This window comes from Lysinibacillus sp. FW12 (assembly GCF_050817245.1).
GTDB classification, from domain to species: Bacteria; Bacillota; Bacilli; order Bacillales_A; family Planococcaceae; genus Lysinibacillus; species Lysinibacillus irui.
In genome coordinates, this window is the sequence record NZ_CP139094.1 from 2,317,915 (window position 1) to 2,336,904 (window position 18,990).

General features: G+C 35.1%; 23 protein-coding genes. 4 read left to right on the forward strand and 19 right to left on the reverse strand.

What is annotated here, in order from left to right:
* Positions 1-35: 35 nt before the first annotated feature.
* The 5 genes from SJW71_RS11865 to SJW71_RS11885 form a co-directional block, all read right to left on the reverse strand.
* Positions 36-362, reverse strand: coding sequence for a hypothetical protein (locus tag SJW71_RS11865; protein ID WP_274793163.1), 327 nt, complete (start codon positions 360-362; stop codon positions 36-38).
* Positions 363-785: 423 nt separating this feature from the next.
* On the reverse strand, positions 786-1,604 hold the full coding sequence (locus tag SJW71_RS11870) for an SPL family radical SAM protein (RefSeq protein ID WP_322610810.1): 819 nt from the start codon (positions 1,602-1,604) through the stop codon (positions 786-788).
* A 22-nt stretch (positions 1,605-1,626) separates the two neighbouring features.
* On the reverse strand, positions 1,627-2,160 hold the full coding sequence (adaB, locus tag SJW71_RS11875; protein ID WP_312506672.1) for a methylated-DNA--[protein]-cysteine S-methyltransferase: 534 nt from the start codon (positions 2,158-2,160) through the stop codon (positions 1,627-1,629).
* A complete protein-coding gene (locus tag SJW71_RS11880; protein WP_431810899.1) occupies positions 2,144-2,767 on the reverse strand; it encodes a bifunctional transcriptional activator/DNA repair enzyme AdaA in 624 nt (207 codons plus the stop codon). The genes adaB and SJW71_RS11880 overlap by 17 nt, the downstream gene beginning before the upstream one ends.
* Before the next feature lie 89 nt (positions 2,768-2,856).
* On the reverse strand, positions 2,857-3,570 hold the full coding sequence (locus SJW71_RS11885) for a 2OG-Fe(II) oxygenase (protein WP_431810900.1): 714 nt from the start codon (positions 3,568-3,570) through the stop codon (positions 2,857-2,859).
* Positions 3,571-3,729: 159 nt separating this feature from the next.
* Between SJW71_RS11885 and SJW71_RS11890 the strand changes: the two genes are divergently transcribed.
* Positions 3,730-4,641 (forward strand): DNA-3-methyladenine glycosylase family protein, encoded by a 912-nt coding sequence (locus SJW71_RS11890; protein WP_431810901.1) that lies wholly within the window; start codon positions 3,730-3,732, stop codon positions 4,639-4,641.
* An 80-nt stretch (positions 4,642-4,721) separates the two neighbouring features.
* Here the strand turns inward: SJW71_RS11890 and SJW71_RS11895 are convergent, their stop codons facing one another.
* Positions 4,722-5,207, reverse strand: coding sequence for a GyrI-like domain-containing protein (locus SJW71_RS11895; protein ID WP_274793157.1), 486 nt, complete (start codon positions 5,205-5,207; stop codon positions 4,722-4,724).
* A gap of 260 nt (positions 5,208-5,467) precedes the next feature.
* Between SJW71_RS11895 and SJW71_RS11900 the strand changes: the two genes are divergently transcribed.
* Positions 5,468-5,959 (forward strand): PaaI family thioesterase, encoded by a 492-nt coding sequence (locus tag SJW71_RS11900; protein ID WP_274793156.1) that lies wholly within the window; start codon positions 5,468-5,470, stop codon positions 5,957-5,959.
* A 68-nt stretch (positions 5,960-6,027) separates the two neighbouring features.
* Here the strand turns inward: SJW71_RS11900 and SJW71_RS11905 are convergent, their stop codons facing one another.
* The 6 genes from SJW71_RS11905 to SJW71_RS11930 all read right to left on the reverse strand — a co-directional run bounded on the left by SJW71_RS11905 (position 6,028) and on the right by SJW71_RS11930 (position 11,480).
* Complete coding sequence (locus tag SJW71_RS11905; protein WP_431810902.1) at positions 6,028-7,191, reverse strand: anti-sigma factor; 1,164 nt, start codon at positions 7,189-7,191, stop codon at positions 6,028-6,030.
* The gene (locus SJW71_RS11910) at positions 7,181-7,723 is read right to left on the reverse strand and encodes an RNA polymerase sigma factor (protein WP_312506667.1); all 543 of its coding nucleotides are present in this window, start codon (positions 7,721-7,723) and stop codon (positions 7,181-7,183) included. The genes SJW71_RS11905 and SJW71_RS11910 overlap by 11 nt, the downstream gene beginning before the upstream one ends.
* A gap of 268 nt (positions 7,724-7,991) precedes the next feature.
* On the reverse strand, positions 7,992-9,248 hold the full coding sequence (locus SJW71_RS11915; RefSeq protein ID WP_322605152.1) for a DUF4179 domain-containing protein: 1,257 nt from the start codon (positions 9,246-9,248) through the stop codon (positions 7,992-7,994).
* Positions 9,245-9,745, reverse strand: a complete 501-nt coding sequence (locus SJW71_RS11920; protein WP_274793152.1) for a sigma-70 family RNA polymerase sigma factor — start codon at positions 9,743-9,745, stop codon at positions 9,245-9,247. The genes SJW71_RS11915 and SJW71_RS11920 overlap by 4 nt, the downstream gene beginning before the upstream one ends.
* A 425-nt stretch (positions 9,746-10,170) precedes the next feature.
* A complete protein-coding gene (locus tag SJW71_RS11925; RefSeq protein ID WP_429979000.1) occupies positions 10,171-10,686 on the reverse strand; it encodes a hypothetical protein in 516 nt (171 codons plus the stop codon).
* Between the two features lie 164 nt (positions 10,687-10,850).
* The gene (locus SJW71_RS11930; RefSeq protein ID WP_431810903.1) at positions 10,851-11,480 is read right to left on the reverse strand and encodes a DUF3885 domain-containing protein; all 630 of its coding nucleotides are present in this window, start codon (positions 11,478-11,480) and stop codon (positions 10,851-10,853) included.
* A gap of 139 nt (positions 11,481-11,619) precedes the next feature.
* On the opposite strand from SJW71_RS11930, the gene SJW71_RS11935 reads away from it, so the two are divergent.
* Positions 11,620-11,769, forward strand: coding sequence for a hypothetical protein (locus tag SJW71_RS11935; protein ID WP_197278953.1), 150 nt, complete (start codon positions 11,620-11,622; stop codon positions 11,767-11,769).
* A gap of 70 nt (positions 11,770-11,839) precedes the next feature.
* On the opposite strand, the gene SJW71_RS11940 is transcribed toward SJW71_RS11935, so the two are convergent.
* The 6 genes from SJW71_RS11940 to SJW71_RS11965 all read right to left on the reverse strand — a co-directional run bounded on the left by SJW71_RS11940 (position 11,840) and on the right by SJW71_RS11965 (position 17,258).
* Positions 11,840-12,595, reverse strand: a complete 756-nt coding sequence (locus SJW71_RS11940; RefSeq protein WP_322610819.1) for a class I SAM-dependent methyltransferase — start codon at positions 12,593-12,595, stop codon at positions 11,840-11,842.
* 128 nt (positions 12,596-12,723) lie between these two features.
* Complete coding sequence (locus tag SJW71_RS11945) at positions 12,724-13,572, reverse strand: hypothetical protein (RefSeq protein ID WP_431810904.1); 849 nt, start codon at positions 13,570-13,572, stop codon at positions 12,724-12,726.
* A gap of 124 nt (positions 13,573-13,696) precedes the next feature.
* Positions 13,697-14,170 carry a DUF3291 domain-containing protein gene (locus SJW71_RS11950; protein WP_322605150.1) on the reverse strand — a complete coding sequence of 158 codons (474 nt, stop codon included), beginning with the start codon at positions 14,168-14,170 and terminating at the stop codon, positions 13,697-13,699.
* A gap of 157 nt (positions 14,171-14,327) precedes the next feature.
* A complete protein-coding gene (locus tag SJW71_RS11955) occupies positions 14,328-14,819 on the reverse strand; it encodes a DinB family protein (protein ID WP_431810905.1) in 492 nt (163 codons plus the stop codon).
* Positions 14,820-14,903: 84 nt separating this feature from the next.
* Positions 14,904-15,887: an ornithine cyclodeaminase family protein gene (locus SJW71_RS11960; protein ID WP_431812204.1), complete on the reverse strand. Its 984-nt coding sequence runs from the start codon at positions 15,885-15,887 to the stop codon at positions 14,904-14,906.
* A 30-nt stretch (positions 15,888-15,917) separates the two neighbouring features.
* Complete coding sequence (locus SJW71_RS11965; protein WP_274793141.1) at positions 15,918-17,258, reverse strand: MFS transporter; 1,341 nt, start codon at positions 17,256-17,258, stop codon at positions 15,918-15,920.
* 164 nt (positions 17,259-17,422) lie between these two features.
* On the opposite strand from SJW71_RS11965, the gene SJW71_RS11970 reads away from it, so the two are divergent.
* Complete coding sequence (locus SJW71_RS11970) at positions 17,423-17,932, forward strand: helix-turn-helix domain-containing protein (protein WP_319023455.1); 510 nt, start codon at positions 17,423-17,425, stop codon at positions 17,930-17,932.
* Positions 17,933-18,084: 152 nt separating this feature from the next.
* Here SJW71_RS11970 and SJW71_RS11975 read toward each other — a convergent pair whose 3' ends face one another.
* On the reverse strand, positions 18,085-18,969 hold the full coding sequence (locus SJW71_RS11975; protein WP_431810906.1) for a LysR family transcriptional regulator: 885 nt from the start codon (positions 18,967-18,969) through the stop codon (positions 18,085-18,087).
* Positions 18,970-18,990: the final 21 nt, after the last annotated feature.

Sequence of the window (18,990 nt, forward strand, 5' to 3'; positions counted from 1 at the left end):
GTTTTTTATGTCCATTTAAAAATGATCTAACTTCTTCAGTTAGAGGGTTTGATGGTCTTTCCGTTTTTAACCATAGCCCAATGTTCGATCTTATCTTCTTCATTCAAATATAATAAGTATTCTATATCGCTTTTCTTATCATCTACTTGTTTCACTAGGTATGTTCTTGTTGCCGCACGCAATGGACCGTGTGATTGTCTATCCATTACTTGAACTTTAAAACCTAATTCTAACTCGATTTGTTGAACTTCCTTGGACTTTTCTGCCGAGTCCCATATACTAAATCCTACAATCGCTAGAAGTGCCACACCTAGGCCAATAAAAGTTATCCACTTTAAATTACCCCTTTTCATCTTCATCATTTCCCTTCCTTCGTTCTAATAAGCATCTCAACTTATATAATTCACCCGTTATGCTGCTATGGAACATCTCTTTTCAACATTCTTTTCATATGGTGAGGATGCCAATTCGAGGTTACTAGGGTATTATTCGAAAGCCCTGCTTATTTAGCATTTAGACGTTTTTGCTAGACAAATAGTTCTGAATATTTCCAAATGAATCATTACTTTTCATTGCTTTCAATTTCAATGTTCGTGTTTAACTCAATTTGGGGTGTATCCAGACGATGGACAAATCGCATTTTAGTGGATTAAATACGAATATTTTTGTATCAATAAATAAAAATTTTCGTAAAAAGGAAGTGTGACATAATATACTCTAAGAATAAATTTTTCAATCATTATCAAGAATGGTTATGAAGGCTGCCCGAAAGAATTTCGTATTTTTTATGGCTCAAACCCAGCCTGGCTCACGTAAACTTGATTTTCTGGAAAGACTTCAATAAAGCGGTTGTATACTTTTTTTATTACATGTGGTCCATACCATTCTTCTAGTCCAAGTTGGGTATATTTGTTCTCTATACCAAGTCTCTTTGTACGTTTTCCTCCACTGCCGTCGCCCATGAAGTAGTCATCGATACAGATACGATCGACAAATGGCTTTAATTTCACAGGGAAATAGTCTCCACTTGGTAAGATGGGAGCGATAGCCACTTGGGTTGGTATGCCCGAAGCCGCTAATTTTTCCAATGTCTTAAAGCGTGCCTGGATTGGGGGCGCTTTTGGTGTAAAATGCTTACGTATCGTTTCTGAATCGGTCTCAATCGTCATACTTACTCGAACTTTATCTTTAAATTGTTGCAGCAAATCGATGTCTCGACTGACAAGCGGGCTTCTCGTCTGTACTAATAGAAAATCAGGGGGATCTTCTAGCATCACTTCTAGTAAAGAGCGCGTCACTTTTTCCTTATGCTCAATTGGTTGGTATGGGTCTGTACTGGATGACATAAAAATGGTTACTTTCCCTTTCGTTTTGGCGCGATGGAGCTCTTTTTTCAATACATTCGCTGCTCCGTTTTTCACATCGACCCAATTCCCCCATTCTCCTTCTCGAAAAAGAGAGACAGGCATTTCGCGTACATAACAATAGGAGCATCCAAAAGAACAGCCTGTATAAGGATTTAGTGAATGTGTATATCCAGAAAGAAAGCCAGTCCCTTTATTCAGAATGGTTTTCGGATTTTTATAAAATAATTCATGTTTCATGTGGGTACCTCCATTCATAGCGTTACACCTTACTAGAAGAAGCTCGCTTTTCCAAATCCAGGAGCTGTGTCTTCATTTCTAATCCACCACGATAGCCAGTTAACGTGCCATTCTTCCCAATTACGCGATGGCACGGTACAGTAATTAATACCGGATTAGCCCCAATTGCCGCTCCTACAGCACGAACAGCAGCAGGCTTATTTATAGTATCGGCAATGTCGGAATAGGATTTCGTCTGTCCATAAGGAATGTCGCAAAGTGCCTGCCAGACTGCTAGCTGGAATGGCGTACCGATGTAGTCAAATGGAACAGAAAAGGTTTTCCGCTTTCCTTCTAAATACTGAATGATTTCAACCGCATAGGGTTCAAGCTTTTCATCATCTTTGACAAGAGGACTTCCTGGTAAGCGTTTCTTAGCCCATTCGAACAATTCCTCATTTGGCTTGTTCTGTGAACCGACAAAGACTAGACCCTTTGAAGTTGCAGCAATATAAAGCTTCCAATTCCGAAACTGTAGTAAAGACATATATAGGGTTGGTTTAATTTTTGTTTTCATTGTACTTTTCCTCCGTTTTACTCATTTGACGAAATTGTGCGGGAGTCAGTCCAGTTTTCTTTTTAAATAAAGTAATAAAATAAGGCGTATTAGTCATACCCACACTTATGGCGATATCTCCAATTGCTTTATTTGTCTGAATTAAAATCTTTTTAGCCGTGTGCACTCTAACTTGTTGTATATATTCAACAGGCGTAATGCCTTTAATCTTCTTAAATGTCCGATGCATATGATAAGGACTTCCATGACAAATACTTGCTAACGAATCGAGGGTTAATTTTTCTGTGAAATGTTGATCAATGTATGCAGTAATTAAATCAACCCACTCGCTATCAGGCAGATTTTCATTAGTGGGCTTGCAGCGTTTACAAGGGCGAAAATTTGCACGGAGAGCTTGTTCTGCGTTTTGAAAAATATATACATTTTCTTTTTTCGGAACACGGGATTTACAGGATGGTTTGCAAAATGTACCTGTCGACTTTACTGCATAAAAAAATTGATTATTGTATGCTGTATCATTATTAATAATGGCTTGCCACTTCTCATCCGTCATCATTTCTCCATCTATTAAAATCTGTTTATGTCCGTTATTTATACGATCCGTCATTAATCTCACCTCTCCTTCCAATTTTACTCTCTATCCATCCAGAATGTATAATTCCGGAGATTAAATAGCAAGATATTGAAGTTTTATTTTTATTTAGAATCATGAAAAATGATTCCAAGACCGTATCGTTCTCCAGAAGTAACTGTGCTTACTCCGTGCCGAACTGTATTTTTGTAATATCCTTTTTTACCTAGAACGGGTCTATGGTTAGTAGGGAAAATTAGCGCACTCCCTTGTTCTAGTGTAATGACATGTCCCCTGCTCTGAGCACGAGGAATTTGTTCCACTAATAGAGATTCTCCACCGCAGAAGTCATGATCGCGTTGATTTAACACAAATACGACTTGAAACGGGAAAAATACGTCACCATATAAGTCTTGATGCAAACAATTAAACCCACCCGTTTCATACTTTAATAGTAAAGGTGTCGGTCTAATTTGGTCATATTTTTCACAGATGTTTAAAAAATCTTGAAGATGATCTGGAAACTGTTTTGATTTCTTGAAATAACCTAACCATCGATTGGCTGTTTTGGCCAATTCAAAATAAAAAGACTCTCTTAAACTTTGGATGATTTCAGGTAATGGATAGGTAAAATATTTGTACTCTCCACTCCCGAAGCGGTATCTCTTCATATTGATGGTTGTTCGGAATGGATCTTCCTGACAATACAATTCTATGAAGTGCTCACATTCCTCTTTTGTTAAAATCACTGGAAGCTTTGCAAATCCTTGCTCATCTAATTCATTTTGAATTAATTTCCAATTTAAGTTTGCAACGCGTGTTCTAATATCTTGGACCACCTTTATCCACTCCTAGTTAGCATTCTTGATAAATAACACTATAACCCCATCATTCTAAAAAAATAAGGTGTTTAGAATGTAATAGCAAGATAACAAAATAAAGAAAGATTATGATGTGGTAAAGTAAAATTACTCTTAATAAGATGAGGAGAATGAAATGTGACATGGGATGAAGTCAATGATGTGATAGTTATTACATTACCCGATGATTTTGATAAGGATGCAAACCTAGGCTATCTAACAAGGGAAAAAAATGAATGCATGTATGCTATAGAGAACGATGTCATAACAAAAGTTATAGCTATCGCGGAAATTCGGTCCTTAGTTCAGATAAATGTAATGAATAATAAACAAATGAATGTTCATTTATTAAATGATTCTAGACCTATTGAAAAGTGGAAAAGAGAAGAGGTTGTGAACTATATTTATGAGTGGTTTGATCTAAATAACGATTTAACCTCATTTTTTGAAATGGCAAAAACAGACCCATTACTTAAAATGCCTGCTCAAAAATTTTATGGATTGCGAGTGATCGGTATTCCTGATTTATTTGAAGCTTTATGCTGGGGAGTTTTAGGGCAACAAATTAATTTATCCTTTGCGTACTCCTTAAAGAGGCAATTCGTAGAAAAATATGGGGATTCAGTCGAATGGAATGGTAAAAAGTATTGGGTTTTCCCTTCGTACGAACAAATTGCACAATTAACACCTACCGACTTAGCGGATATTAAAATGACTGTAAAAAAAAGTGAATATATCATTGGTATTGCTAAATTAATGGCAGATGGAGCATTATCGAGGGAACAACTAATGAACATGAGCTTTAAGGATGCTGAAAAAAGCTTACTTAAATTACGAGGCATCGGTCCTTGGACAGCCAATTATGTTCTAATGCGCTGCCTTAGGTTCCAGACAGCTTTTCCAATCGATGATGTGGGTCTTATTAATTCGATAAAACTAATACGGAATATGGACCGTAAACCTACGAAAGATGAAATAGTAGAATTATCGTGTCCATGGAAAAACTGGGAATCATACGCTACCTTTTATTTATGGCGTGTTCTTTATTAAATAATAAAAGGAATCCGTTCTGATAGAAAATTAATCAAAACGGATTCTTTTTTATGAGCCTGATTGTATTTAAGAAAACACTATTTTTTTACAATCGGTATATAAATATCAAAATGTGGATCGTTCGGATCTTGATCAACTGGATAATGTTCATGCTTAATCGGCATGTAAGGATCAGAGTAATCTACACCAGCTTCTCTATATGCGGTATAGTCGCTATCAACTAACCATTGATGTAAGTCCGTATAGGTTTTTTGAATATCTTCTCCTTTGTTATGTGTTGTCTTCACATACGTCCATTCAGGAACCGATATTTCAATCATTCCCTCAGGAATTTCCTGCTCCTCACTCACTTCATACACCGCGTAATGTGTGAATCCATTGTCAATTACATGATAAGACAAACCTAATTGAATAGTAGGATTCACCCTATTCTCTAGCTCATCGGCACGGTCTTGAACTTGTTGAATGATATTTTTTAAATGAGGTACAATTTCAGAGAACGTTCCCTCCCATTTTAATCCTACTGCCCGATAGGCTGGTAATGTTATAATTTGATAACTCAAGTTATCTACCTCCCTTTCCCCTAAGTAATAACAATTATTTCAAAAATAGCGAAATGACACAATATAAAATGGCTGGTGATTGCATTTATTTCAAAGACAGATATATTTAATTTTCTTAAAACGTGATGTGCCAATAATTGAAATCCTTTCTTTTTATTAATTGAATAGTTGAAATATTATCGTTATACTTAAACTACTTTTATAATAACGCTCCTTAGAAAACTTATGTTGAAGACTACTAGTATTGAGGAGGAAGTAGAATGGAAGAATTCATAGTAGAAAAAGCAATACAAGATATTTATCCAGACGATTTCGCTTGGTGTTATGGGTGTGGTCGCCTGAATAAGGATGGTCATCACCTTCGAACTGGTTGGCAAGGAGATAAGACAGTTACCATCTTTACACCTGAATCAAAATACATGGGTATTCCTGGTTTTTTATATGGTGGTTTACTTGCATCTTTAATTGATTGCCATGGATCAGGGTCTGCTGCGCTTGCGTTGCATCGTAAAAATGGACATGAAATTGGTGATGGAGCAGAGCCACCAAGATTTGTAACGGCTAACCTGAATGTAGATTTCCTAAAACCGACTCCGCAACACGTCCCATTAAAAGCAATTGGTACTGTTGAAGAAATTCATCCGAAACGATGGAAGGTTGAAACCGAAGTGTACGCTGAAGATACGCTCTGTGCTCGCGGTACAGTAGTTCTTGTCGTCATGCCTAGTACATTCCAAAAAAAGAATGATTAACAGTTATGATTCTGATTAGCTAAACAAGTTAACCTATGGAAGGTTAACTTGTATTTATGTGGGCTTTTTTAGTGTAAATCAAATACGATTGGATCAATTTGTTTTTTGATTATTACAGTTGATGGCACTAGCTTTAAATTAGCTGGGATTTGTTCGAAATTCTCAAACTGTAATTTATAAACCGTACGATTGTTAATGTAATCTGAAGAGGCAGAATTATAACCAATTAAACGATTATCAATCGCCAGATGCCAATCAGATGCCAGCATCTCAGGCTCTCCCTCTGTAGAGATCGCTATATAAAGTGTACGTTGTTTGATTTCTAATGAATCAATGGTGTAAGTAGCATTATTAAATTGAAATGGCTGTATATGTGCAGTATCTACTTCTGTCTCAAATAAATCGAACACAAATGCTTCCATTTGAAGTACTTCAAACGTAGCAGGGTTAGTATACTTCGGGACAGATGTCGTATAAATCATTTCACCCAATATAGCTGTGCCGCCACCACTAGCTGAAAAGTTTGAAATCATTGGTTGTTCTCCATCTATTCGTTTAGTAGTGATAATTAATTGCCCTTCTTTATCTCGTATGGAAAATCGAACATTTGATTTTACACTTCCGAAAAAGTCGTCTTGTGCTTCATCCACTTTATGTGAGTTGGCCACTTCTATATCTTGATATTTATTTAAAAGTTGCTTATATACATTATCTTGATCTCTCTGATACTGTTCTTTAAATTTAACTCGATAATGAATATCGATGTTTTCCCCATTCTCGACAACTTTATCAATAGAAACATCTAGGAATGGCTCATTGTAATTTAAGACTTGCTTACTATCTAAATGTTCTTCTTGCTCACTACTACTCGTTTCTACTAATTGTGTTGGCTCATCCACTTGTTGTGTGACTTCAATCGGTGGACGGTGCCAATAATAAAACGTAAAACTAAGTATAATAACGGCAACACTGATTACAGAAATTTTTAAAGTATACCAGGATTTTTTCCGCTTTGTATCAGTGTAAATATGGTGCATAATAGCATCCTCTTTGCTACTTGTTATTTTAGGTATATTAAGCTGTGCAAATAAGATGTTTTGCTCATTTAATAGTTGCTCATATTCACATTGACAATTTTTACAGAATTGTAAATGATCTTCTATTTTCTTTTGTTCATCCTCATCTAAAAAACCTTCTACATAATCTTCTAACAAAATTGGTTCACATTTCATAAAAATAACCTCCTTTTGTCATTGTGATGGACCTAAGTTTTCTCTTACTTCTGTGTAGCTTGTTACGAACATCATTTAAAGAAATCTGAAGCACTTCACTTATTTCATCATAGCTTAGCTCATTTACATATTTCAGTAACAATACCATGTACTCTGTTTCATCCAATTGTTGTAAAAGCTTTTCTAACTGCTCATTTCTTTCGTGTAGCAACAATACTTTTTCCGGATAACGATTATCCATTACATTACTGTCGATTTGCATCGTTTGTATCTTTTGAATCCGTAAATAATCGAAACAATTATTGACTACAATTCGGTATAGCCAGGCATTAAAGGAGCCTATTTTTTTATATTTATGTAGGCTATAAAAAACTTTTATAAAAATATCTTGAACGATATCTTCAGCTGCAGCACGATTTTTTACTATTCTGATGACTGTAGTAAAAATTTTCTGCTCATAATGTTTTACAATATGTGCAAAATGATGACTTTCACCATTTTTAACTCGTGTAATGACTTCATCCATCTCCATTTGTATCACCTCCCTACTACTATAACGAAAAAATTTTCATTTCCTCTCAAAATTTCCCTTTATTTTTGCAGATTTTGAGTTTAGCTATTGATTATTCTATAAACAAAACAATAGAAGAAATAAAAAATGTCTAAAGGATTCTTGTCTTTATTTTTGGACAAGAACCTTTAGACAAATTATTATAATTGAGAGTAATTGGTCAAAAAAAACTTCTCTGATTATAGTAAGACATAAGTTTAAAATGTTCTTCTTATTAAATAGCCGCACTTTATTGTAATGGAATGTTTACTTCAATATTGTTCCCGATAGGATTGGTGTAATAGTTTAAATATATTTTTGCCTTCCCAGTATAGTCTTCAAATTGGGTCGTCTCCATTACGTACTGTTCGTCTCTTGAAATTGTCACACCTTTAATTTCTAACGGCGTACCATCTTCTTTTATGGCATCAGAGAACATTAAAAATTTGCCTTTATTATCCTTATTAATCTTAACTGATACACTTTGCTGCGCTGCGGAAAGGTCTTCATTAAAATACGTAGGCTTTGTGAGTATTTCTTTTGTGCTAAAATCAACTTCAACAAAATCCTCACCCTTTGGCACTGCATGAACCGCTCCAATCATAACCTTCAGTGATGCAGGATCATCGAAATAGTTACTTTGCAAATAGAGCGTAAATTTGCCATCGCGAATATTTCCGCCTTTTGAAATGCCATTTATAATACTATCTCTGCGCTCACCGCTTTCTGTCATGACGGCAACATCATCCAGCGCTAATATTTGCATTGTATTATCTTTGGCAAGCTCAATATCGAGTGCCACTTTTAAAGGAGAACGGCGAATTTGTGTAATCGTAAATTTCTGTCCATTGACATCTATCGTACGATTCGCAGTAAAAATTTTCTCCTCTGCGACCTCGTTTTTCAGCGAAAATGGTAAAGTAATTTTAATGTTTCCCTTCTCTTCATCACTAAAGTAAAACACTGCTTTAAAATCCTTTGAAGTATAGGCAATAGGCTCTAAAAAATTATATTCCACTGATGACGAAATATATGTTTGGTTGCTTGCATTTCTAATAAACGTACAGCCGCATTCAATCTCCTCATTCCCTTGAAACAATTGAACTTTCTCTAAGTTTAATTTTGACATATCAAACGAGGCATCGGCGTCATAAAACAGTACCAATCCTGATTTATCAGCAATCACGCCCTGTAATGTAAGTGATAGACCTTTTCTAGATTGCGTCACATTGATTTCTTCAAAATATTCATGATCCACTATATCTCTTATTCCTTTATCTATTGCAATCGCTGAAACAATTGCCTGAAAGCCAGGTATTTTTGCAACTTGGCTGGCAATCGTTGGAGAAATGCGAATTGAAAAGATAAGGCTTAGGCAAAGCATGGAGATAAATGTAACCGAAACAATGCGATTCTTTATTCTTTTTTCTCGTTGAACTTTACGAAACATGTCTATTCGAACTTGTTGAAGCTTCTCCTTAGGAACGTCAATTAATGGTTTACTCACAGCCAGTCCTCCTTTTCTCTAGCAAAGTGTCTAAGCTTTTTTAAAATGTGATGAAGCTTCGACTTTACAGTACCCTCAGGTATTTGATTTAGCTCCGCAATTTCTTTATTTTTTAGTTGCTGGAAATATTTCATATAGACGAGTTGCTGCTCCGACAAAGATAGATGTTCTAATAATCTCTCCATATCTGAATAGATGACCCATTCAGAAAGATGGTATTCCTCAATAGGAACAGTGGGTTGGCGTTTTCGTAAATGGTCTTTACAACAATTAATTAAGACTCGAACAAGCCATGTTCTGGCATATTCGTGCTGCTTAACGGTATGCATTTTTTTCAGTGCCTTATATACAAGCTCCTGCATCACATCTAAAGCATCTTGCTCATTTTTCATATATGTAATGGCCATGCGATATAAAATATCTTCATCCATTTCAATAAGCGTAAGTATCGCTTCATGATCACCTTGTATAGCACGTTGTTCTATTTCAAATTTCATCCTTCTCGCCTCCTTCCTTCATTAGACTGAGCAATTCTTCAATTCGTTCAAAAATTTTGAATTTATTTTAGAGAACTTCATTGTGTGGCAACTGATATTTTCACAGATTACTTGGTTCGGAATTGACCCAGGAATGAACTTATTTCTAATAATCCTGTCTTTCATGGATATGTTCGGCCAATCAGTGAAGGGTTTTCTAAGTATCGATAATAGTTGTCCTAATAATAATAGAGAAAATAGTTTGAAACATAATGCTACTAATTTTGGTATATATGAGACTATCAAAGGACATTAAAGTAAATAACATACATACCTAATAAAAGATTAAAAAGAGCTGCCTAGGCAACTCTTTTCTTTAAGTATAACTTCTCTTTTTAATACAACTTATAAATCATTAAAATAATAAGTTAAATGGTTTTTGATGATTAGAGTGGCCCACCTTCAAAACCAATAGGCCATCCATCCTCTTTACATTTCACTTTATACTGAAACTCAAAATGACCATCATAAATAAAAGCTAAACTAAACCCTGTAAATAGATAATCGTCAACATTCACCATCTTTCCAAAACTTATTGTGGATAGATAGTAATGCTTCATTTCTTGAGTAGGAAAAAATTTCTGTAGATAGTTTAATGAACGGCTTATATGTAGATGGAGTTCCTCGAAAATTTTTTCTGCTAGTTCGATTAAAGCCATATCAGGGTTTTCATTGCTCCCTTGAATAATAATCTCCACATCTTCCCATTCTCCAATATCCATACGATATAACCATTGTTCCTTTATGAGATATTTCTCACTATCGAAAACAGGAGGATTAACGAGATTTATTTGTTTGATCTCATCGTGAGTTAACGGTTTAACAAGATTAAGCTTATGATGTAAAATGTCTTTGATATCAGCGACAATGTATTTGGATTTGTTTAATTCGAAAGAGTCCATTTTTCACCTCAAAAAATATATTGTAAATTTCACTTTATTAATAACATCATCTTTCTACAACTTCCTACATCTTATATCCTTATTTCATTATCGGTATACATTTTTCACCTCTAAAGAGATATTACGCCAATTTCCTGTGTTGCTTTGAATATTTCAATAAGGAATTATTTAAACACTTTATCTATTTCGTCTCTGTCGTAATCCAATATCCAATCATTGTATGTAAAATAAATGTCACGTATTGATTCAGACGACGTAGCAAGCAAATCACATCCTCGATCATCGTAAATGTGAAAGATGGTTTTCCTTTTGATATTAATAAAATAAATCCTATGAATAATATTTGGTTGGATTCCTAAACCCTGATTACATAGTGCTTTTAACAAAGGAATGTACTTCACATCAGATACTTTACATTGTAGAGTAAACCTATTTGTTTTGCATTTTCCCTCCTCATTATCTTCAGGGAAAATATAAGACATTTCTGTATGCTTCAAAGTATATAAGAGTGATCGACTACGGATATATGGAGAAAAAATCCTTGCTTTGTGCTTATAGGTTTTGCTATCTCCAAAATCATTCACATCTACGACAATGAAAATTTCCTCGTCTTGGAAATGAAGTGATTCAAACAGCGTGATGGCCCTTTGATAAACCTCCTGCATATAATTATTTTCTTCATAATAGTTGTCTGATCCTAGCTCGAACCGTATGCCGATTTCCCCGTTATAAAACAAAGGTGGTCTAAGTATTAATTGAGGAAAATGTTCATTCATATAATCATTTAATAGCATAGTTGGTCCTCACCTATTTCTTTAATTTTACAAGTTAGATGGAAATAGCGGAAAGTATTCTTCAGCTATAATTTAAATTGTAAGTTTTGCGGATAAAAAATCATCTTCCACTCACACTAATAGTGGAGGTGAGATGATAATGGGTAATAACAAACATAAAAATAATAAGACTCAAGATAACAAAAAACAGCAGAATCAAAATCAAAATGCTAACAGAGAGCGTGCGAACAGAGAAGAGTTCGCTGAGGAAGTAGACTTTAGCCGCATTCAAAATGAAAATAAACGTTAGTGATACTTCCCCCCAATATTCACTTAAAATGAGTATTGGGGGTTTCCTTTTGAATCAACTCTTTTGATGTCTAGACATTGCCTAGATAGCTTCGTGTAATGTTTGGGAGAACAATTTTACCATTCTTACTGTATTTTTCAAATAACTCTGTTAGAAGAAAAACAAAAGTTTGATATTCCCCGTCGTTTTTTTTCGGAGCATAGGACGCTGATAAATTCCTTCCTAAGAAACCTTCATAATCAAAAAGCAATTCATTTTCATATTTTTTAAACTCATATTGTCCATCCTTAAAAAAGCTAGTAAATACCTCTGGTGTTTCTTCCATTCCACCACTAAATCCGTTGAAATTTGAACAAGTCTTTTGGCAAATTGCGGCATTCTCTTTAATAATTGGATTAGTTAAATCCCTGCTATTCCACACAAGAGCAACTTTTGACTTTTGTTTTCCTATTCGTTGACATTCTATTTTAAATGCTTTTTTATCAAACCAATGAAAAGCCTGCGCAACAGTTACTAAATCCACACTATTTCCTGTTAAAGTAGTGTGTTCAGCAGTTGCTTTTATGGATTTGAAACGAGGATATTTTTTTAATGATTGCTCTGCCTTCATTCTCATATCATCATTCGGCTCAACTCCAATAACATGTAGACCTCTTTCAAGTAGTAGACTGCTAAATATACCTGTACCTGAGCCAATATCGGCAACAATTCGATCCTCATTTAGTTCATTTACTGCAATCAAATAATCTATATATTCTTTTGGGTAACTAGGGCGATATTTCGCATATATATCAGCCTTATCTGTAAAATTTTCTGTTGTTTTCATCGTACTACCTTCTTCCTGTCGATATTTTGGAATAGGAGAAAAATAGTTAATTCCAAATACCACTTATTGTTAATAAAGCCTCCACTCCTACACTTCTTGCATGTAGCAAGGATTTGATTGAGAAGTTGCTATTGTTTATTTGCTTTTGCTTTTAAGCATTCAGTTAAATTAATAAAGTCTTGAACTGCTTCTGACATGGATAGTTTTTTAGCAAGTGATATCCCCTTTTGAATAGATGTAGAGGCATCTTCTAATTTATTTGCTTTAATTTGGGCATCTGCAAGACAATACCAGTAAAACCAGGCGTCCATTTTTGTGATTTTATTTTGATAAAACGTTTCAATTTTCGGGTAATAATGGTTGAATAAAGCTTCATCATTAACTAGCTTTTCACCATTCCAATTTAGGACATTCACTAAATAACTATCTCCTATATACATTTGCCAAATTGCTATACCAACCTTTTGATTTACATGTATGATGTCCATTTTATGATAAGGAATATTAGTAATCTTCTCAAATGATTCTCCAGCCCATTTGAAAATTCCGAGTTCACTTCCTATGGCCGCACCATTTGTAACACCAAATAAATATTCTTTTGTTCCATCACCAGTAATATCTACCAATCCCGAAAAATTTAAAGCCACTCCCTTAACTTTGGTTTCCCATACTTTTCTCCAAATTCCGTTGTCCTTTTTTAAGACCATTGTTCCGTACTGTGAAGGGGAAGGTTGTTCAATTGCTTTTATTTCAAAAGTAAAAATGATCTCTTTTTGCCCATCTTTATTAAAATCATAAAGTTGAATTGGGTAAGTAGAGAAAGGTTTTTCGGGACTTATTAGTACAGAGTTTAAAGGCTTAAATGCCTGAACAATTTTAATTAGGTTATTGTTCTCGTTTTCATTCGCGTACACAGATATCAAACAAAAGTTAACGAATGGAAGTGACAGTAAGGTAAAAAGTATTATTTTTTTCAATCATCTGTCCTCTTTTCACTATATATCGTCCTTCCATTATGAACGTATTTAGAAAATTAATACATCCGAAATCACGCTTAGCCAAAGAATGATTGAAAACAGGTTTTTAAAATGTTTAGCCAGCCTAAAATTCCTCCATTAAAGAGAACCTATCTCCCTTTTCATCAAAGGGTTGCTTAAAATCAAAGGCAAACGCAGTAGAACCATGCTGGATATAATAGTTGTATCTCTTAAATGCCTCAATCCAAGAGACATCATCCACCGTTTCTGTCCACCAAACTACATAGGAAAGGTGTTTTTCTGGATAAGGCTCGATCCATTTACTTTTGTCTTGTAACGCTTGTTTATGCTGTCCTGAATAGGTGAAGTGATATAAGGATTGAGGATTTCTCCATACGGTTAGCGTAAGTATGGGAGAACCTTTTCCCTTCACGGTTTCTTCAGGGAAAGCGACTCCTTCAGGTGAAAATGACTCTATCAGGCCTGATTTTGTTGCCTGTCGGTATACTTCATTGCCTACTTGAAAAAATTCTCGAGAGCTAGGGTGGTCATAGGGATGATTTAACCTTCCAATAGTATAAATCGCAACGAATGCCATAAATAGCCCTCCATCTATCGTCTTTCTATAGATATATTCAAGTAAAGGTCTGTAAATCCCTTTTTTTACTAACTCATTGGTCTCATATTATTGCTGTTTCAACTATAAAAAATGGGAACAACCGATTTGGATGTTCCCATTTTTTATATAAGATTTTTTAAAAGCTACGCTTCTCTGGCCAAACTCCTTGCATTTTACTTAAAAATACAATTTGCCCAATATGATAGGCGTCGTGCATTACTAAACTCTTCAGTTCAATTACTAATGATCGATCTTCAGGGATTTCTTTGTACAATGCTTCATATTCTGGTTTTGCCAGTATTTTTTCTAGTTCCCGATGGACATACAAATATTCCTGTTTGGTTTCCTCCCAATTTTGCCACGTCACAGTTGGTAATTGAAAGGTAGCGACATTATTTTCTGCCTGTGGTTCATTTGCTTTATCACCAAAAATCCTCGCGAGAAATCTCTTTTTATAGAAAAGTAGATGACAAACTATTTCCCAAATGGAATTCGTTGCCCCTTCAGCAGGCTTCCAAATGGCCTGTTCTAAAGTAATATCCTCTAGCACTTTTTCAAGTGGTGGAAACCAGTCTTCTTCATCTAAACAGCTTGTCCATTGTCGTAACAGCAGTGTTTTGGCAACCATTTTCAATTCCTCCTATTTGATCCTGTCTCCTTTGTAAATACAGCCCTTTTATTTCTTCTGCTAATGTTCATATTGTCATTAGTATTACATATCAATTTCTATGCCAATTCCTAGTTCCTTTGCTTTTTGATATACGCCTTTCGCGACTGCTAAATCATAGTAAGCTGCACCTACCGATTTAAAAATGGTAATCTCCTCTTCGTCCTCTCTACCATTCTTAGTCTCTGTGACAAGTTTACCAAGGTCACAATATATCTTGTCGAAAGACCAAATACCTTTTTCTGCTGCATGAATAAATTCACCAGCTTCATTTTTTACGCCATTATGATCATCTACTACAATTTTATTAGCTTTCAAAATAGTGGTCTCATCTATTTCACGCATAGTTGGTAAATAGGATCCTATACCATTAATATGAGTTCCTGGCTTTAAATATTCTCCATCTAAAACGGCACTTGTTGATCTTGTAGCACAGCAAATAATATCTGCTTGCTTGACTGCCACTGATACTTCATCTATGACCTCAAAAGGGATTTTCACTCCATATTCTTTTAATTTCTCACCAAAACGATGTGCTTTAGAGGTTGTTTTATTAACAAGTAGAATTTTAGTGATAGATCTTACAGCTAGTACGCCTAGTACTTGCTCAAAAGCCATCCCACCTGTACCAATTACTGTTAGAATTGTCGCATCCTTTTTTGATAAATAATCTGTAGCAATCCCACTTAAAGCTCCAGTTCTTAGTCGAGTTAGATAAGAGGCATTCATCATAGCCACATGGGAACCATTCTCTGCATCTGTAAGTAATAAAACTCCTTGCGTTGTGGGCATCCCCTTTGGAGAATTTTTAGGAAAAATGGTCACTACTTTTACAGCGGCAACTTCACTCACTAAGTCTGCACTTGGCATATAGAGTGCCGATGCATCATGATCTGGAAAATCTATGACAGTTCGATGCACGTCGGCAATTTTATTTTCTACTTTTGCTTTTAATACTTTCCTAACATCCTCTATCGCATTTTTCATATTGTAGCTCTTCATAATCTGTTCTTCGTTTAATATCAACATCATCCATATCCTCCATTAAATCGTCTGTCATCACGACTTCATAGTCCCAACTGGGATTTTTTTCGTATCACTTAATTTCGATTCTTTTTGAATGTCGTTGTCTAAATTCTCTTGACTACGATCTTTAACAGCCCAAATGGCAATTAGTGATACGATTGCTGTAAAAATAATATATAAAGCAATTGGTATATAGGAATTATCAAATTGAACTAATAGAGCTGTTGCTACTAAAGGAGCCGTTCCCCCTGCTACAGCTGCACCAATTTGGTAACCAAGTGTAATCCCTGTGTAACGAATTTTCGCGTCGAAAATTTCTGAAAACATTGTCCCTAGCACGGCCGTAATTGGCGACCAAATAATGCCTAGACCGATGATTGTGGCTACTACAAGTAATATCGCGGATTGTTGCTGTAACATCCAAAAATAAGGGAATGCAAAGAGTATCATGCCAACCGTTCCAATAATGTATAACTTTTTGCGTCCATATTTATCAGACAAGCTTCCCATTATAGGAATTAAAATGGTCGTAATGATTGTGGCAATCATGACGGCATTTAGAGTGACAGTTCTTGAGAAACCTAAATTTGATGTTGCATAGGATACAACAAATGTTCCAAAAATATAGAAAGGTGCTGTTTCAACAACCTTCGCTCCAATTGCAATTAAGACTTCACGCCAATAGTTTTTCAATGTTTCTATAATAGGTAGTTTAGGAATGTCACCTGATTCTTGCACCTTTTTAAATGATGGTGTCTCATCAATCCCTTTACGAATCCATAAACCAAATAAAACTAAAAATGCACTTATTAAAAATGGTATACGCCATCCCCATGACATAAAGGATCCTTCAGGAAGTAAAGTCATTATAGACAATGCAACAGTTCCTAACACCATACCAATCGTTACACCCATTTGTGGTATAGCTCCATATAATCCTCTCTTTTCCTTTGGAGCATATTCGACAGCAAGTAAAAGAGCTCCTCCCCATTCTCCACCAATACCTAATCCTTGTACTAATCGTAAAGTAATCAATAATATGGGAGCCCAAATGCCAATAGCTTGATATGTAGGAAGTAATCCCATCCCAAAGGTAGCAATCCCCATCAAACTCAGCGTTAATACGAGTGTTTTTTTACGGCCAATCTTATCTCCAATATGACTGAAAATAACTCCACCAAACGGTCTAATAAAGAACGATAAAGCAAAGGATGCGTAAGCAAGTAACAAACCAACTGTAGGATCATCATTAACAAAAAAAACTTGATTAAAAACGAGTGCCGCAACTGTGCCATACAAAAAATAATCGAACCATTCAATGGAACTCCCTACCAAACTAGCAATCCAAATCTTTCTCATTTGTTTTCCATCCATCTATTTTCCCCCTTTGTTTGAAATTGAAGTGGTACTTCAATTTATTCTTGTTATTACTTTACAATTACCCGAATTCTCTGTCAATAATAGAAATTACTTTTTTATTATGCTTTCTATTAAAACGTGTATAGAATAAAATAGTATAATCAATAAAGGGGTTTGATATGATGACATCAGATTTTCTAGGAGAGACATTGAAAAGAATACGCAAAGAAAGACAATATACATTAAAAATGCTTGCCACTCAAACAGGAGTTTCTATTAGCTTCTTATCACAGGTGGAAAGAGGAAAATCTAATGTAACATTAGACTCTTTGAAGAAAATTGCAGATGCTTTAGGTGTAAATCCAAGTATTTTTTTCCCTACTAACAATGAAGAATTACATGAAATACGTTCCCAATTCCATTATTTAGACTTATCAGATGGGAATATAGATGCTTCCTATCTCCCCATGCTTGTGACATTAAAGGCTGGAGAAAATGAAGGAAACGCTCTTTCCCATGACGGTTATGAATTTATCTATGTTGTAGAAGGAGAACTGACCATTATTATTGAGGAGAAAAAATTTGTTTTGCAAGAAAACGAGTCTAAAATGTTTGATGCTAGAAAAACGCATTACTGGTACAACTATCAAGAGAAACCTGTCAAGTTCCTACTTGTTTCTTCACAATAAAAATGACTTATAAAGAGCCATGCTACATGTAATGTGTAGCATGGCTCTAAACCATTAATAATAGCTAGTTCCTCTCACCTATGAACTGTTAAACTGAAGTAATCAATAATCGAGAAGTTAGCATGCCCTAAATGCTAGTTCTATATTGTTGATTACTTTATCCTGTCTAAATGAGCTTTTAAATATTGAATAAATGGATGCTCTGCTATTTCTGATTTGCGTGTACAGATAAATAAACTTTGTTGGATATTTACCTGCTCAACAAATACTCGAGCCAGTTTTCCATTTGTTATATTGTCTATCACACTATAGGAGGGTGCTAAAGTCATACCGTATCCTGCTTCCACAACTTTAATCGATTCATGCAAGCCCTGCATTTGAAGTCCAAACTTAGGTAATGGGGCATTAAACGTGTAAAATACTGACTCCAGTAAATCTAATGTCGAGCTACCACGCTCCCGATAAATAAAGTCTTCGTTCGATAGTTCGGAAATGGCAACGGTTTGATTTGCTAAAGAATGTGATGGGTGGACAATAAACCAGAACGGGATATCTAAAATCTTTTCAAATTGAAGATCATTATGACCAATATTGCTTTGAACGACAAAACCAATATCTACCTCATAATTCAGAACCTGTTCCTCAACAGATTTTACATTACCTAACGATACAATACATTCAATGTGAGGATTCGCAAGCTTATACTGTGCTATAAAAGGCGGCAGTATATAATTAGTTGGAATGTAAGAAGAAGCTATATATATTTTGTCTTCCTTTGCTAAAAATTTAGCGAGTTTTTCATCGATTTGTCCTTCTAAATAAAATAAACGCATTCCCTGCTCGTATAAAAACCTCCCCTCTGGAGTTAACTGAATCCCCCGTCCTTTGCCTTCAATTAATTTTGTTCCAATTTCATTCTCTAATTTCCGAATTTGAATCGTAACAGCAGGTTGACTAAGTAGCATACTATTCGCTGCTGCAGTAATTCCACCAAGCTTTGCCACATTCGTAAATATTCTTAATGCATGCAAATTCATTTTAATCACCCCTCCTTATTC

Excerpts from the sequence above, each read along its gene's own strand:
- SJW71_RS11960 (WP_431812204.1), bottom strand. The coding sequence starts at position 15,887 with ATGTTGATATTAAACGAAGAACAGATTATGAAGAGCTACAATATGAAA.
- SJW71_RS11900 (WP_274793156.1), top strand. The coding sequence starts at position 5,468 with ATGGAAGAATTCATAGTAGAAAAAGCAATACAAGATATTTATCCAGAC.
- SJW71_RS11965 (WP_274793141.1), bottom strand. The coding sequence starts at position 17,258 with ATGGATGGAAAACAAATGAGAAAGATTTGGATTGCTAGTTTGGTAGGG.
- SJW71_RS11920 (WP_274793152.1), bottom strand. The coding sequence starts at position 9,745 with ATGAAATTTGAAATAGAACAACGTGCTATACAAGGTGATCATGAAGCG.
- SJW71_RS11935 (WP_197278953.1), top strand. The coding sequence starts at position 11,620 with ATGGGTAATAACAAACATAAAAATAATAAGACTCAAGATAACAAAAAA.
- SJW71_RS11905 (WP_431810902.1), bottom strand. The coding sequence starts at position 7,191 with ATGAAATGTGAACCAATTTTGTTAGAAGATTATGTAGAAGGTTTTTTA.
- adaB (WP_312506672.1), bottom strand. The coding sequence starts at position 2,160 with ATGAAAACAAAAATTAAACCAACCCTATATATGTCTTTACTACAGTTT.
- SJW71_RS11970 (WP_319023455.1), top strand. The coding sequence starts at position 17,423 with ATGATGACATCAGATTTTCTAGGAGAGACATTGAAAAGAATACGCAAA.
- SJW71_RS11950 (WP_322605150.1), bottom strand. The coding sequence starts at position 14,170 with ATGGCATTCGTTGCGATTTATACTATTGGAAGGTTAAATCATCCCTAT.
- SJW71_RS11880 (WP_431810899.1), bottom strand. The coding sequence starts at position 2,767 with ATGACGGATCGTATAAATAACGGACATAAACAGATTTTAATAGATGGA.
- SJW71_RS11955 (WP_431810905.1), bottom strand. The coding sequence starts at position 14,819 with ATGGTTGCCAAAACACTGCTGTTACGACAATGGACAAGCTGTTTAGAT.
- SJW71_RS11930 (WP_431810903.1), bottom strand. The coding sequence starts at position 11,480 with ATGCTATTAAATGATTATATGAATGAACATTTTCCTCAATTAATACTT.
- SJW71_RS11925 (WP_429979000.1), bottom strand. The coding sequence starts at position 10,686 with ATGGACTCTTTCGAATTAAACAAATCCAAATACATTGTCGCTGATATC.
- SJW71_RS11870 (WP_322610810.1), bottom strand. The coding sequence starts at position 1,604 with ATGAAACATGAATTATTTTATAAAAATCCGAAAACCATTCTGAATAAA.
- SJW71_RS11940 (WP_322610819.1), bottom strand. The coding sequence starts at position 12,595 with ATGAAAACAACAGAAAATTTTACAGATAAGGCTGATATATATGCGAAA.
- SJW71_RS11975 (WP_431810906.1), bottom strand. The coding sequence starts at position 18,969 with ATGAATTTGCATGCATTAAGAATATTTACGAATGTGGCAAAGCTTGGT.
- SJW71_RS11865 (WP_274793163.1), bottom strand. The coding sequence starts at position 362 with ATGATGAAGATGAAAAGGGGTAATTTAAAGTGGATAACTTTTATTGGC.
- SJW71_RS11910 (WP_312506667.1), bottom strand. The coding sequence starts at position 7,723 with ATGGAGATGGATGAAGTCATTACACGAGTTAAAAATGGTGAAAGTCAT.